The 13,780-nt window shown below is 67.4% G+C and carries 13 protein-coding genes; 12 read left to right on the top strand and 1 reads right to left on the bottom strand.

Translation table 11 applies throughout. From position 1 onward, the window contains the following. Nucleotides 1-10 precede the first annotated feature (10 nt). Both P0X85_RS06545 and murD read left to right on the top strand, forming a co-directional pair. Complete coding sequence (locus tag P0X85_RS06545) at nt 11-700, top strand: hypothetical protein (RefSeq protein ID WP_275810357.1); 690 nt, start codon at nt 11-13, stop codon at nt 698-700. 78 nt (nt 701-778) lie between these two features. Further along, nucleotides 779-2,179: a UDP-N-acetylmuramoyl-L-alanine--D-glutamate ligase gene (gene murD / locus P0X85_RS06540; RefSeq protein WP_275810354.1), complete on the top strand. Its 1,401-nt coding sequence runs from the start codon at nt 779-781 to the stop codon at nt 2,177-2,179. On the opposite strand, the gene P0X85_RS06535 is transcribed toward murD, so the two are convergent. Then, on the bottom strand, nt 2,176-3,102 hold the full coding sequence (locus P0X85_RS06535; RefSeq protein WP_275810351.1) for an L-lactate dehydrogenase: 927 nt from the start codon (nt 3,100-3,102) through the stop codon (nt 2,176-2,178). The two genes, murD and P0X85_RS06535, sit on opposite strands and share 4 nt — an antisense overlap. A 311-nt stretch (nt 3,103-3,413) precedes the next feature. Here P0X85_RS06535 and P0X85_RS06530 point away from each other — a divergent pair, with 311 nt between their 5' ends. From P0X85_RS06530 to ftsA, 10 genes are all read left to right on the top strand, one after another. After that, nucleotides 3,414-4,580 (top strand): peptidoglycan glycosyltransferase FtsW, encoded by a 1,167-nt coding sequence (locus tag P0X85_RS06530; RefSeq protein ID WP_275810348.1) that lies wholly within the window; start codon nt 3,414-3,416, stop codon nt 4,578-4,580. A 1-nt stretch (nt 4,581) separates the two neighbouring features. Continuing rightward, entirely contained in the window at nt 4,582-5,682 is a 1,101-nt protein-coding gene (locus P0X85_RS06525; protein WP_275810345.1) for a UDP-N-acetylglucosamine--N-acetylmuramyl-(pentapeptide) pyrophosphoryl-undecaprenol N-acetylglucosamine transferase, read from the top strand. Between the two features lie 4 nt (nt 5,683-5,686). Next, nucleotides 5,687-7,108: a UDP-N-acetylmuramate--L-alanine ligase gene (murC, locus tag P0X85_RS06520; protein WP_275810342.1), complete on the top strand. Its 1,422-nt coding sequence runs from the start codon at nt 5,687-5,689 to the stop codon at nt 7,106-7,108. Nucleotides 7,109-7,441: 333 nt separating this feature from the next. Continuing rightward, on the top strand, nt 7,442-8,626 hold the full coding sequence (locus P0X85_RS06515; RefSeq protein ID WP_275810338.1) for an APC family permease: 1,185 nt from the start codon (nt 7,442-7,444) through the stop codon (nt 8,624-8,626). After that, entirely contained in the window at nt 8,623-8,871 is a 249-nt protein-coding gene (locus P0X85_RS06510; protein WP_275810335.1) for a DUF2484 family protein, read from the top strand. The genes P0X85_RS06515 and P0X85_RS06510 overlap by 4 nt, the downstream gene beginning before the upstream one ends. Before the next feature lie 24 nt (nt 8,872-8,895). After that, nucleotides 8,896-9,162 carry a hypothetical protein gene (locus P0X85_RS06505; protein ID WP_275810332.1) on the top strand — a complete coding sequence of 89 codons (267 nt, stop codon included), beginning with the start codon at nt 8,896-8,898 and terminating at the stop codon, nt 9,160-9,162. Nucleotides 9,163-9,207: 45 nt separating this feature from the next. After that, nucleotides 9,208-10,137: a UDP-N-acetylmuramate dehydrogenase gene (gene murB, locus P0X85_RS06500; RefSeq protein WP_275810329.1), complete on the top strand. Its 930-nt coding sequence runs from the start codon at nt 9,208-9,210 to the stop codon at nt 10,135-10,137. 71 nt (nt 10,138-10,208) lie between these two features. Next, a complete protein-coding gene (locus P0X85_RS06495) occupies nt 10,209-11,123 on the top strand; it encodes a D-alanine--D-alanine ligase (RefSeq protein ID WP_275810326.1) in 915 nt (304 codons plus the stop codon). Continuing rightward, the gene (locus P0X85_RS06490) at nt 11,111-12,346 is read left to right on the top strand and encodes a cell division protein FtsQ/DivIB (RefSeq protein ID WP_275810323.1); all 1,236 of its coding nucleotides are present in this window, start codon (nt 11,111-11,113) and stop codon (nt 12,344-12,346) included. Before P0X85_RS06495 ends, P0X85_RS06490 begins: the two co-directional genes overlap by 13 nt. Next, the gene (ftsA, locus tag P0X85_RS06485; protein ID WP_275810320.1) at nt 12,343-13,680 is read left to right on the top strand and encodes a cell division protein FtsA; all 1,338 of its coding nucleotides are present in this window, start codon (nt 12,343-12,345) and stop codon (nt 13,678-13,680) included. Before P0X85_RS06490 ends, ftsA begins: the two co-directional genes overlap by 4 nt. Nucleotides 13,681-13,780 lie beyond the last annotated feature (100 nt).

The raw sequence follows: 13,780 nt of genomic DNA, 5'->3' as shown, positions 1-13,780 counted from the left end.
AAGGAACAGGATGCTTCTCGCCGTTGTCCCCGTCGTTCTCGCGATCATGGTCGGGGTCGCGATCTCGCGGAGCCGCAAGGCCGCGCGGGCGGCGGCGCTGCGCAATGCGGGGCAGGCAGCTTTCGTCGAGGCGATGGAGGCGGGCGCAGAGGCTGACACGCCCGCCGGGCGTCAGACGGCCTATGATCGCGCGGCCGATCTCGCCCTGCGCCACTTCGGCCGGGTCACGCGGGAACGCGCGCGTGCCCTCGTGCTGGCCGCCACCGCCTATGACGAGGAAGATGCCGCCGAAGCGGTGACCGCGCGGCTCGAGGCGGCGCTCTCCATTGAGCGCAAGATCGGGGCCGATCCACTGGCGCTGGCCGAGACATTGGCCTGGCTTTCGCGCCGCCATCCCAATCACGACGCGGCCTATCGCGCGGCGAGTGAGGCACTCTCACTGGTGCGTCGCACATTGGGCAAGGCCGATCCGCGCTATCTCGATCTCGCCCTATCCAGCGCACCCGTGCTCGCGCGCACCGGCCACGCTGCCGAGGCCGATGCGCTGTTTCGCGCAACCCTCGAGGCCGAACAGCCAGAAGACCCGTCCTTTGCCGTGCGGGCGCGGCTCGATTACGCCGCCTTCCTCGACGATCACAACCGGCCCGACGCCGCCGCCAAGCTGCGCGCCGAGGCCAAGGAGCGCGCCGCACGCGCCTGACCTCTTCCCCTTTCACGCTGCTTCAAATATCCCGGGGGTGCGGGGGCAGCGCCCCCGCGAGCGCCAAAGGGGGATGCGATGATTCCGGTTCAGGGCTTCGAGGGACAAAAAGTAGCTGTGCTGGGGCTGGGCCGGTCGGGCCTTGCGACGGCAGCAGCTCTGCGCGCAGGCGGAGCCGAGCCGCTGTGCTGGGATGACAGCCCGGAATCGCGCGCCCGTGCCGAAGAGGCGGGCTTTGCCTGCCACGACCTGACCCGCGCCGATGCGTTCGAGGGCGTGGCTGCGCTGATCACCTCGCCGGGTATCCCGCATCTTTACCCCGCGCCCAACAAGATCATCGCCCGCGCCATGGCCGAGGGCATCCCGGTCGACAACGATATCGGGCTGTTTTTCCGTTCCTGGGCGACTGCCGATTGGGACGCGTTCGACACGATGCCGCGCACGATCTGTGTGACCGGGTCGAACGGCAAATCGACGACCACGGCGCTCATTCATCACATCCTCCAGGAGACCGGGCGCCCGACCCAGATGGCGGGCAATATCGGGCGCGGCGTGCTGGATATCGAGCCCGCGGAGGACGGCGAGGTCGTGGTGCTCGAACTTTCGTCCTATCAGACCGATCTGGCCCGCGCGCTCACTCCCGATATCGCGGTCTTCACCAACCTCTCGCCGGACCATCTCGACCGTCACGCGGGGATGGGCGGCTATTTCGCGGCCAAGCGGCGCCTCTTTGCCGAAGGTGGCCCGGATCGCGCCGTGATCGGTGTCGATGAACCCGAGGGCATCTATCTGGCCAATCAGCTCGCCACCGCGCGCGAGGATGACCGCGTGATCCGCGTCTCTTCAACCCGCAAGCTTGGCGACTATGGCTGGTCGGTGTTTGCCCGCAAAGGTTTCCTGTCCGAATGGCGCAAGGGGCGTCAGGTGGCCTCAATCGACCTGCGCGCCGTGACCGGCTTGCCCGGCGCGCATAACCACCAGAATGCCTGCGCGGCCTATGCCGCCGTGCGTGCGCTCGGCCTCGCCCCGCGCGAAATCGAGGCCGCGTTCCACAGCTTTTCGGGGCTCCCGCACCGCTCACAGACCATCGCCGAGATCGGCGGCGTGCGTTGGGTCAACGACTCCAAGGCGACGAATGTCGATAGTGCCGCCAAGGCGCTCGACGCCTTCGACAATATCCGCTGGATCGCGGGGGGCTTGGGCAAGGAAGGCGGCGTGACGGCCCTGGGCCAACACCTGAGCAAAGTGCGCAAAGCCTATTTCATCGGCCACTCGGCACGCGATTTCGCGCTCGACCTCGACGGGCTCGACCATGAAATCTGCGAGACGATGGAAGCGGCGGTCGCGGCCTGCGCGCGCGAGGCCGAGGCGGGCGATACGGTGCTCCTTGCGCCGGCGGCGGCGAGCTTCGACCAATACCCCAATTTCGAGAAGCGCGGCGAGCATTTCACCGCGCTGGTGGCGGCGCTCGGGGGCTAAAGCCCCTCGGCGCTCGCCTTCAGGATCTCGGCCGACGCCCGCAGCCCCGCGCGCTCATCTGGCGCAAGCTCGGGCATGAGTGTTGCCACCACACCCTCGCGCCCCACAACGCGCGGCAGGCTGAGTGCAACCGGCCCGACGCCGTCCACCTCGGGCGTCACGATCGAGACCGACAGCACCGCGCGCTGATCGTCGCGGATCGCCTGACAAATGCGCGCGAGACCCGCGCCGATCCCGTACCACGTCGCCCCCTTGCCCTCGATGATGCGATAGGCGGCGCGGCGCACGCCCTGATCGATCCGCGCGCGGACGTCCTCGGTGATCGGTGCCGAAACCTGCGCGGCGAAAGAGCTGACAGGTTCCGACCCAACGCGGGTCGCCGACCACGCCAGCACCTCGGAATCGCCGTGCTCGCCCAGCACATAGCCATGCACCGATTGCGCCGCGACGCCGAGATGCGCGCCCAACATCGCCCGAAACCGCGCCGTGTCGAGGATCGTCCCCGACCCGATCACCCGCTCGGCGGGCAGTCCCGACAGATCGCGCGCGATCTGCGTCATCACATCGACCGGGTTCGAGGCGACCAGCAGGATCGCATCGGGGGCGACGGCCAGAACCTGCCCGATCACCTCGGCAAAGACATCGCGGTTGCGGGTCAGAAGCGAGAGGCGGCTCTCGCCGGGCTTCTGCGCAACCCCGCAGGCGAGGATGACCACCGCCGCACCGTGCAGCGCGTCATAGCCCCCGGCCTCGACCGCGCAGGCATGGGCAAAGGGCACGGCATGCGCGATATCCTCGGCCTGCGCCGAGGCGAGCGCCGCATTGCGGTCGACCAGCACGATCCGGCTGGCACCACCCCGCAGCGCCAGCGCATAGCCCGCCGCCGACCCGACCATCCCCGTTCCAACGATCCCGACCTTCATCGCCCGCCTCCCATCGCTTTCACCAAGCTTCCGGCTCTGCGACCCCAAAAACAACCCCCCATTCGCGCCGCTGCCGCGAGGCGCCGTTGGCGCGTGATCGAGCGGCACGCTCTCCGGCTCCAATCGCTGGAAATATCCCGGGGGTGAATGGGCGCGAGCCCAGAGGGGGCAGAGCCCCCAAACGTCCCGCCGCCCGGCATGCGGGCGCCTACGCCTGCGATCTTCCTCTAGGCAGCGCATTCATTTTCCGCTAACCTTGCAGCCAGACCCGGAAAACGGGCGATTTGAGGCAGTGACGGCGGTATTGGCCCATGACAGAGATGGTCTTTGGCACCGTGCCCGTGCGGGCAGGTGAACCTGTTCTTCCCAAGTGGTGGCGGACGCTCGACAAGCTCGCCTTGAGTTCGATCCTGATGCTGTTCGGGATCGGCCTGCTTCTGGGACTCGCGGCTTCGGTGCCGCTGGCCGAGAAGAACGGGCTCGAACCCTTCTACTATGTGAAACGTCAGGCCTTTTTCGGCGTGGTGGCGCTGCTGACGATGCTCGGCATCTCCATGTTGCCGCCGCTTCAGGTGCGCCGCCTTGGCGTCATCGGCTTTGCCTTTTCCTTCGTCGCGATCCTTTTGCTGCCGGTGTTCGGCACCGATTTCGGCAAGGGCGCGGTGCGCTGGTTCTCGCTCGGCTTCGCCTCGGTCCAGCCCTCCGAATTCCTCAAGCCCGGCTTCGTGATCATCGCCGCCTGGTTCATGGCCGCCGCCCATGAGGTCGCGGGTCCGCCGGGGCGGTTCTACTCCTTCATCCTCGCCTGCATCATCGTGGTCGCACTCGCGCTGCAACCCGATTTCGGGCAGGCGTCGCTCGTGCTGTTCAGCTGGGGCGTGATGTATTTCGTGGCGGGCGCACCCTTCTTCATCCTGACCGCGATTGGCGGGCTGACGGTCGCGGGCGGCGTCTTTGCCTATAACGCGTCCGAGCACTTCGCGCGCCGGATCAACGGCTTTCTCAGCCCCGAGATCGACCCGCGCACGCAGATCGGCTACGCGACCAACGCCATTCAGGAAGGCGGGTTCTTCGGTGTGGGTGTCGGCGAAGGGACCGTGAAATGGTCGCTCCCGGATGCCCATACCGACTTCATCATCGCGGTCGCCGCCGAGGAATACGGTCTCATCCTCGTTCTCGCGATCATCGCGCTTTACGCGACCGTCGTGATCTCTTCGCTGCTGCGCCTGATGCGCGAGCGCGACCCCTTCGCGCGTCTCGCAGGCACCGGGCTTGCCTGTGCCTTCGGTGTGCAGGCCTTCATCAACATGGGCGTGGCCGTGCGGCTTTTGCCGGCCAAGGGCATGACGCTGCCCTTCGTGTCTTACGGCGGGTCGTCGGTCATCGCATCCGGCATCGCGCTCGGTATGCTGCTGGCGCTCACCCGGACCCGTCCGCAGGGCCAGATCGCCGACATTCTCACCCGGCGAGGCAACTGAGATGGCCAAGGCCCGAGACCCGCTATTGCTGATCGCCGCCGGGGGAACCGGCGGCCATATGTTTCCGGCGCAGGCCTTGGCCGAGGCCATGGTGCGACGCGGCTGGCGGGTGAAGCTCTCGACGGATGCGCGGGGCGCGCGCTATGCGGGTGGCTTTCCGCATGTGGTCAAGGTCGAGCAAGTCCCCTCGGCGACCTTCGCGCGGGGCGGGGCGCTGGCGAAACTCGCCGTGCCCTTCCGTATTCTGGGCGGCATCCTCAAGGCGAGTGTCGCAAATCTCACGGACCGCCCGGCGGTCGTCGTGGGCTTTGGCGGCTACCCGACGATCCCGGCGCTCGGCGCGGCCTGGGCGCTGCGCATCCCGCGCGCGATCCATGAACAGAACGGCATCATGGGCCGCGTGAACCGGGTCTTCGCCAAGCGCGTCAACGCTTTCGCCTGCGGCACCTGGCCGACCGATCTGCCCGAAGGCGTGCAGGGCATCCATACCGGCAACCCGGTGCGTGGCGCAGTGCTTGAGCGCGCGGGCGCGGGCTATATTCCGCCGGGCGATTACCCGATCTCGATCCTCGTGATCGGTGGTTCGCAGGGCGCGCGCATCCTTTCGGACGTGGTCCCCGCCGCGATTGCCAGCCTCCCCGATCAGGTCCTTGCCAATCTGCGGGTGTCGCATCAGGCCCGTGACGAAGACGGCGCGCGCGTGACCGAGGCCTACGCCAATGCCGGTATCCCCGCCGAGGTCGAGCCCTTCTTCACCGATGTGCCGCGCAGGCTCTCGGAATGCCAACTGGTCATTTCGCGCGCGGGCGCCTCATCGGTTGCGGATATCTCCGTGATCGGGCGCCCGGCCATCCTGATCCCCTACGCGGCAGCCGCGGGCGACCACCAAAGCGCCAATGCGCGCGGCCTGTCCGAGGCGGGCGGTGCGATTACCATCCCCGAAAGCCAGCTTAGCGCCGACAGCCTCGCGCGGCAGATCATGCTGGTGCTGGACAATCCGGGCGGGGCCGTGCAAATGGCCCAGTCCGCGCTTGGCTACGGCATTCCCGATGCGACCGAGCGCCTTGTCGCCCTTGTTGAAGAGCTTGCAGGAAAGAGTTGATCAGATGAACGCCGCCACCAAACTGCCCGGAGAACTCGGTCCCATCCATTTCGTGGGGATCGGCGGCATCGGCATGTCGGGCATCGCCGAGGTGCTGATGACGCAGGGCTTCCGCGTGCAGGGCTCGGATGCGAAAGCGTCGAAGATCACCGACCGACTGGCGAGCCTTGGCGCAACCATCTTCGAAGGCCAGCGCGCCGAAAATATCGGGGACGCCGCCGTGGTGGTGATCTCGACCGCGATCAAAAAGGGCAATCCCGAACTGGAAGAGGCCCGCAAGCGCGGCCTGCCGGTGGTGCGCCGCGCCGAGATGCTGGCCGAACTGATGCGTCTGCGCTCGAACATCGCGATCGGCGGCACCCACGGCAAGACCACGACCACGACGCTGGTGGCGACACTTCTGGACAAGGGGCATTTCGACCCGACCGTGATCAATGGCGGCATCATCCACGCCTATGGTTCGAACGCGCGCGCCGGGGCGGGCGAGTGGATGGTGGTCGAGGCCGACGAGTCCGACGGCTCGTTCAACCGTCTGCCCGCGACCATCGCCATCGTCACCAATATCGACCCCGAGCACATGGAGCATTGGGGCGATTTCGACAAGCTGCGCGAGGGTTTCTACAACTTCGTCTCGAACATTCCGTTCTACGGGCTGGCCGTGTGCTGCACCGATCACCCCGAGGTTCAGGCGCTGGTGGGGCGCATCACCGACCGCCGCGTGGTGACATTCGGCTTCAACGCACAGGCCGATGTGCGCGCGCTGAACCTGCGCTACGAGGCGGGGATCGCGCATTTCGATATCGCGCTGCAAGGCGAGGAAGACACGCCGGTGATCGAGGGTTGCACGCTCCCGATGCCGGGCGATCACAACGTCTCGAACGCGCTGGCAGCAGTGGCTGTCGCGCGACATCTCGGCATGAAACTGGCCGAGATCAAGGAAGCGCTGGCCGGGTTCGCGGGCGTCAATCGCCGCTTCACCAAGGTCGGCGAGGTGCTGGGCGGGGTCTCGATCATCGACGATTACGGCCACCATCCCGTTGAAATCGCAGCCGTTCTCAAGGCGGCCCGGCAAGCCGTTGCAGGCACCCCCGGCGCGCGTGTGATCGCCGTTCACCAGCCCCACCGCTACTCGCGGCTGCATTCGCTCTTCGACGATTTCTGCACCTGCTTCAACGAGGCCGACGTGGTCGCCATCGCCGAGGTTTACGCGGCAGGCGAGGAACCCATCGAAGGCGCAAGCCGCGACGATCTGGTCGCCGGGCTGATCCAGCACGGTCACCGCCACGCCCGCGCGCTGTTGAACGAAGAAGACCTCGCGCGTCTGGTGCGCGAGCAGGCGCGTCCGGGCGACATCGTCGTCTGCCTTGGCGCGGGGACGATTTCGGCATGGGCCAATGGCCTGCCCGCAAAGCTCGGGGCAGCCTAAGACCGGGAGACAACGTTTGGCAGGGATCGCAGCGGACCTCATTCTTCTCGCGGCGCCCTGGCTGAGCATTCCCGCCGCGGTCTGGCTGACGTGGCGGCGGCATCCGTTCGTTGCCGGTTTTGGTGTAATATTTGTTTGGCTTGCGAGTTTCTGGGCCCTCGTCGCGCTGCAACGCATGCTGAGCGGGGGAAAGCTTGTCGGTGGCCCGTCCGCGGCCCTGGGGCAAGCGTTCAGACTTGGCGGTTATGCCGTCGCAATTGGGTTGGTGCTCGTGGTGATCGTCTCAATCGTTCGGTTCAGGACCGCTGGCACCTCAGGGAGAGGAGGCAAGACATGACGGACAGTCTCAAGCGCCGCCTCGGTCCTGTGCTGCTCACCGCCTACGGGGTGGGCGTGATGGTCGGCGCGGGGATCTATGTGCTCGTGGGCGCGGTCGCAGCCGAAGCGGGCGTCTGGGCGCCCCTGGCCTTTGTCGCGGCCGGGCTGATCGCGGCCCCGTCGGCCCTGTCTTACGCGGAACTCTCGGTGCGCCTGCCTGAAGCGGCGGGGGAGGTTGCCTTCGTCGAAGAGGGGCTGCGTGCGCATGGGCTGGCGATCCTCGTGGGGCTGGCCATCGTCGCGGCGGGGGTGATTTCGGCGGCGGCGGTGCTGCGCGGCGGCGCGGGCTATCTGGGCTTGATGCTGCCCTTCTCGCAGACGCAACTGATCCTTGGGCTTGGCCTTGGGCTTATCGCCATCGCCTGTCTGGGCGTGCTCGAATCCATCGGGTTCGCGGCACTTCTCACGCTGATCGAGGTCGGCGGGCTGGCCCTCGTGATCTGGGCGGGGTTCACCGCGCCCCCGGTTGCCGCCTATCTCTCCCCGCCCGAAATCCCCTGGGCCGGGATCGGCGCGGCAGCGGCGCTCGCCTTCTTTGCCTTTATAGGCTTCGAGGATATCGTGAACATGGCCGAGGAGGTGCGCGATCCGACCCGCACCATGCCGCGCGCGATTCTCGCGGCGCTGGTGATTACGACGGCGCTTTACCTCATCGTCTCGACCGCTGCGATCCGCGCGGTTCCGCAAGATGTTCTGGCCGGGTCCGAAAGCCCGCTCGCGCTCGTTTGGGCGTCGCGGGGCGGATCGGTCGCGATCCTGCCTGCGATCGCTGGGGTGGCCGCGCTGAACGGGGTGCTTGCGCAGATCGTCATGGCGGCGCGGGTGCTGTTTGGCTTGGGCAAGCGCGCCCCTTCACTGGCGATTTTCCACCATGCACACCCGCGCCTTGGCACACCGATCCTCGCCACCGCGCTGGCGGGTGCGCTGATGCTGGCGGCGGCGCTCAGCCTGCCGGTCTCGACCCTGGCCGAGGCCACCTCGCTCACGCTGCTGGCGGTGTTCGCGCTGGTGAACCTCTCGCTCATCTTCCTCAAACGCCGCACGCCCGAGGCCGCCTTCCGCGTGCCGATGATCGTGCCCGTCTTCGGCGCTTTCGCCTCGTTCGCCGCCCTTGCCGCCGCCTTTGGAGGTCTGACATGACCCACGCGCTCCTTGCCGCCTGCCTCTGGGCGCTGATCGCCACCGTGATCGCGCTTGGCCCGCGAAGGTTCCACTGGCCCGCCGCCTGGGCGCTGATCGCGACCGGCGTCCCTATCGTGGGTTGGGTCACGTGGCAGCATGGCGCGGTGCTCGGGTTTTTGGTGCTGGCGGGAGGCATGTCGGTGCTGCGCTGGCCGCTGCGCTACATGCTGCGCGCGCTGCGCAATCCGGGGCAGGGCGACTAGGCGCTAAACAGGAAAGGTGATCCAATGCGTGTCGAATATCTTCAGGCCCTCGTGCTGGCCGTGCCGATGCTGGTGTTCACGATCTGGGTGGGGCGCACGGTCTGGAAGGGCGGCTATCGTCGCTCGGTGATCCGGGTATGCATCGCGGCCGCGGTGCTGGCCGTGGCGCTGATGCTGCCCGCGCTGGTGAGCGCGCATCTGGGCGCGCTGCTGCTGGCGGGGACGGGCGGGCTCTTGGTGGCGCCCGTGGCGCTTGGGCTTTTGATCGTGATTGCCAGCGGGCGCAGCTGATGGATCGCGCTTGCCTCGGCGGGGACGGCCCGCTAGGACAGCGCCATGACCCTGACCCCAGGATATGAGCCGCGCGGCGCGCTGGTGCCGAACCGCCCTTTGGCGGATCTGACGTGGCTGCGCGTGGGCGGCCCCGCCGACTGGCTGTTCCAGCCCGCGGACGCGGACGATCTGGCGCAGTTCCTCGCGCATCTGCCCGCTGACGTGCCGGTCTTCCCGATGGGGGTCGGCTCCAACCTGATCGTGCGCGATGGTGGCATCCGCGCCGTGGTGATCCGCCTCGGGCGCGGCTTCAACGGCATCGAGATCGAGGGCGCACGCGTCCGCGCGGGCGCCGCCGCTCTTGACGCCCATGTCGCGCGCAAGGCGGCTGCCGAGGGCGTGGACCTGACCTTTCTGCGCACCATTCCGGGCGCGATTGGCGGCGCGATCCGCATGAATGCGGGCTGCTATGGGTCCTATGTCGCGGACCACCTGATCGAGGCCTATGCGCTCACCCGCGCGGGGGAGGCGGTCACGATCCCCGCAGCCGATCTCTCGTTGCAATATCGACAGTCGAGCCTGCCCGAAGGCTGGGTGCTGACTGGTGGCCTGTTTGAGGGGACTTCCGGCGACCCCGAGGCGCTGGCCGCCCGGATGGAGGATCAGCTCGCAAAACGCGACGCGACCCAGCCGACCAAGGACCGCTCGGCGGGTTCCACTTTCCGCAATCCGGCCGGGTTCTCCTCAACGGGCCGGGCGGATGATGTGCATGACCTCAAGGCATGGAAGGTCATTGACGAGGCCGGCATGCGCGGCGCGCGCATCGGTGGCGCGCAAATGTCTGAAAAGCACTCGAATTTCCTGATCAATACCGGCGACGCGACAGCCGCCGATCTGGAAACCCTCGGCGAGGAAGTCCGCAAAAAGGTTTTGCAGACGCAGGGAATTTCGTTACAGTGGGAAATCATGCGCGTGGGTGAATTCGCCGGGTAAGCCGGACCGCGTGCAGGTAATGAAGAACGCCACGGGGAACAACTCCGGGCAAAGGCGATAAGGTGGCGGGAATGTCGAGCAGGGCATCCCACCGTGTGGCGGTACTGATGGGCGGACCTTCGGCAGAGCGCGAAGTGTCGCTCTCTTCGGGGCGTGAATGCGCCGAAGCGCTGCGGGTGGCAGGTTTCGAAGTGATCGAGGTCGATGCGGGCCATGATCTTGCGCAGCAGCTCGCTGACGCAAAGCCCGACTGCGTGTTCAACGCGCTGCATGGCCGTTGGGGCGAAGATGGCTGCGTGCAGGGCGTGCTCGAATGGCTGCGCCTCCCCTATACGCATTCCGGCGTTCTGGCCTCGGCTCTTGCGATGGACAAGGCCCGCGCCAAGGATGTCTACCGCACCGAAGGCCTGCCGATTGTCGAAAGCGTGCTCGCGCCCAAGGCCGATGTCATGGCACGCCATGTGTTGCCCGCGCCCTATGTCGTGAAGCCGAATAACGAAGGCTCCTCGGTCGGCGTCTATCTGGTGATGGAGGGCGCGAACGCGCCGCCGCAACTCTCTGACGAAATGCCCGAGACCGTGATGGTCGAGACCTACGCGCCGGGCCGCGAGCTGACCTGCTCGGTGCTGGGCGACCGCGCGCTCTGCGTGACCGAGATCATCACCGAAGGCTGGTATGACTATGCCGCCAAATACAATGTCGGCGGCTCGCGCCACGTGCTGCCCGCCGAGATCCCGCCCTCGATCACCGAGGCTTGCCGCGATTACGCGCTGCGCGCCCATAACGCGCTTGGCTGCCGGGGGATGTCGCGCACCGATTTCCGCTGGGACGAGGCGCGCGGGCTTGATGGGCTTGTGCTTCTGGAAACCAATACGCAGCCGGGCATGACGCCGACCTCGCTCGCGCCTGAGCAGGCCGCGCATATGGGGATCAGCTTCCCCGAGTTGGTGACCTGGATGGTGGAGGACGCCTCATGCGACCGCTGAACCCGGGCCATCCGCACCCGCAGGGCCACGCCCATCTGCAAGAGCCGCGCCTGCGCGCCCACCCCGCGCAAGAGGCCGAGGCGCCGCGCGCCCATCCTCCGCAGGGTGGCCAGAAACTCCGCTTCGCCCATGGCCATCCGGCCCATCCGCAGGCGCAAGAGGCCCGCGCCCGCCACGAGGCCGCCCAAGCCGCCGCGCAGCAGCTTCATCACGCGCAGCCGGTGGATGACGCCCATCCGCATGCCCAGATGCAGCATTACGCACAGCCCCGGCCGATGCGCGCGCCCGCAGACCCGCCGCGCGCCGGGCAATCCTTCATGCAGGCGCAGATGCAGAACGCCCGCGCCCGTGTCGCCACCCCGCGCCGCGACCCCGCGCCCTCGCGGCTGGCCTACCGGCTCGAACGGCTCTGGCTGCGCCCCTCGGTGCGCGCCTTCGTACGGATTGGGGTCCCGGTCTTCTGTCTGGCGTTGGGGATCGGTGCTTGGGTTGCAGATGATGCGCGGCGCAGTGAACTTGTCGGTTACTACGAGACGATGCGCGAGCGCATCCAGCACCGCCCGGAATTCATGGTTTCCCTGATGAAGATTGAGGGGGCCTCGCCCGAGGTGGACGGCGCGATCCGCGCGATGGCGCCCGTGGCGCTCCCGGCCTCGTCCTTCGATATCGACCTCGACGCCTATCGCGGCCTGATCAAACGGCTCGATGCCGTGGCCGATGCCAGCCTCGTGATCCGCCCCGGCGGCACGCTGGAAATCAAGGTGACCGAGCGCGAACCCGTAATCCTGTGGCGCACCGCCACCAGCGTCGAGATGCTGGACGCCACCGGCCACCGGGTCGCCACCATTACCGCGCGCGACGTGCGCCCCGACCTGCCGCTGATCGCGGGGGCAGGGGCCGATCGCGCCGTGCCCGAGGCGCTGGCGCTCTTGCAGGCGGCGGGTCCGATCCTGCCGCGCCTGCGGGGCCTCGTGCGGATGGGTGAGCGCCGCTGGGACGTGGTGCTTGACCGCAACCAGCGCCTGATGCTGCCCGAACAGAACCCCGTGCGCGCGATGGATCGCGTGCTCGCCCTCGATGCGGCCGAGGACCTCCTCAGCCGTGACTTCACGCATCTCGACATGCGCAACAACGATCGCCCGACGATCCGCCTTTCCGAGACCTCTCTCGAGAAATTCCGCGAGATCACCGGGCAGGTGACCAAAGCAAAGGCTGGCCAATGACCGATCTTTACGAGTCCCAACGAGCGATGCGAAACATGCGCAAGGCCGCGATGCAACGCGGCGTGATTGCGCTTCTCGATATCGGCACGTCGAAAATCGCGTGCCTCGTGCTGCGTTTCGACGGCAGCCCCGAAGAGGCGCGCGACAGCGATGCGCTCGGCTCGCTGGCCGGGCAGGCAAGCGTGCGCGTGATCGGTGCCGCCACCACCCGCTCGCGCGGGGTGCGCTTTGGCGAAGTCGACGCGATGAACGAAACCGAGCGTGCGATCCGCACAGCCGTTCAGGCCGCGCAAAAGATGGCCAATACCCGCGTGGATCACGTCATCGCCTGTTTCGCGGGCGCGAATCCGCGCTCTTACGGGCTTGCGGGCGAGATCGAGATCGGCGGCGAACACGTCACCGAGTCCGATGTGGGCCGGGTGCTGGCCGCCTGCGACATGCCCGATATCGGCGCGGGCCGTGAGGTGCTCCACGCCCAGCCGGTCAACTTCGCGCTCGATCACCGCTCCGGCCTGATCGACCCGCGCGGCCATGTGGGCCGCAAGCTCGCCACCGACATGCATATGCTGACCGTCGATGCCGACGCCGTGCAGAACCTGATCTATTGCATCCGCCGCTGCGATCTCGAACTCGCCGGCATCGCAAGCTCCGCCTATCTCTCGGGCATTTCGAGCCTCGTCGAGGACGAGCAGGAACTGGGCGCGGCCTGTATCGACATGGGGGGCGGCGCGACCGGCGTCTCGGTCTTCATGAAGAAACATATGATCTTTGCCGATGCGGTGCGCATGGGCGGCGATCTGGTCACCCGCGACATCGCCGCCGGCCTTCAGGTGCCGATGGCGGTGGCCGAGCGGATCAAGACCTTCCACGGGGGCGTCCATGCGACCGGCATGGACGACCGCGAAATGATCGAGCTCTCGGGCAATTCGGGCGACTGGGAAAAGGACCGCCGTCAGGTGAGCCGCGCCGAGCTGATCGGCATCATGCGCCCGCGCGTCGAGGAAATCCTCGAAGAGGTGCGCGGCCTTCTCGATGCGGCCGGGTTCGAGCACCTGCCGAGCCAGCAAATCGTGCTGACCGGCGGGGCCAGCCAGATCCCCGGTCTCGATGGCCTTGCGGCGCGTATTCTGGGCCAGAACGTGCGCCTCGGGCGGCCCCTGCGGGTGCAGGGTCTGCCGCAGGCGGCGACGGGCTCTGGCTTCTCTTCGGTGGTGGGGCTTGCGCTCTTTGCGGCGCATCCGCAGGACGAATGGTGGGACTTCGAAATCCCCGCCGAGCGCCTTGGCGGACGGTCCCTGCGCCGCGCGATCCGCTGGTTCCGCGATAACTGGTGATCGCAATCCGCTGCGGGGGATGCCATCTGGCCCCGCTAGATGATGAGTCATGCGCGAAATACCGCTTACACACGCAAGATCTGTCGCAGATTTTGTGTTT

Origin of the sequence: Pseudothioclava nitratireducens, assembly GCF_029210495.1 — a bacterium.
In the GTDB taxonomy this organism is placed as follows: Bacteria; Pseudomonadota; Alphaproteobacteria; order Rhodobacterales; family Rhodobacteraceae; genus Pseudothioclava; species Pseudothioclava nitratireducens.
The sequence above is the reverse complement of the archived record's forward strand: the minus strand, read 5'-3'. Positions and strand labels throughout refer to the sequence as shown.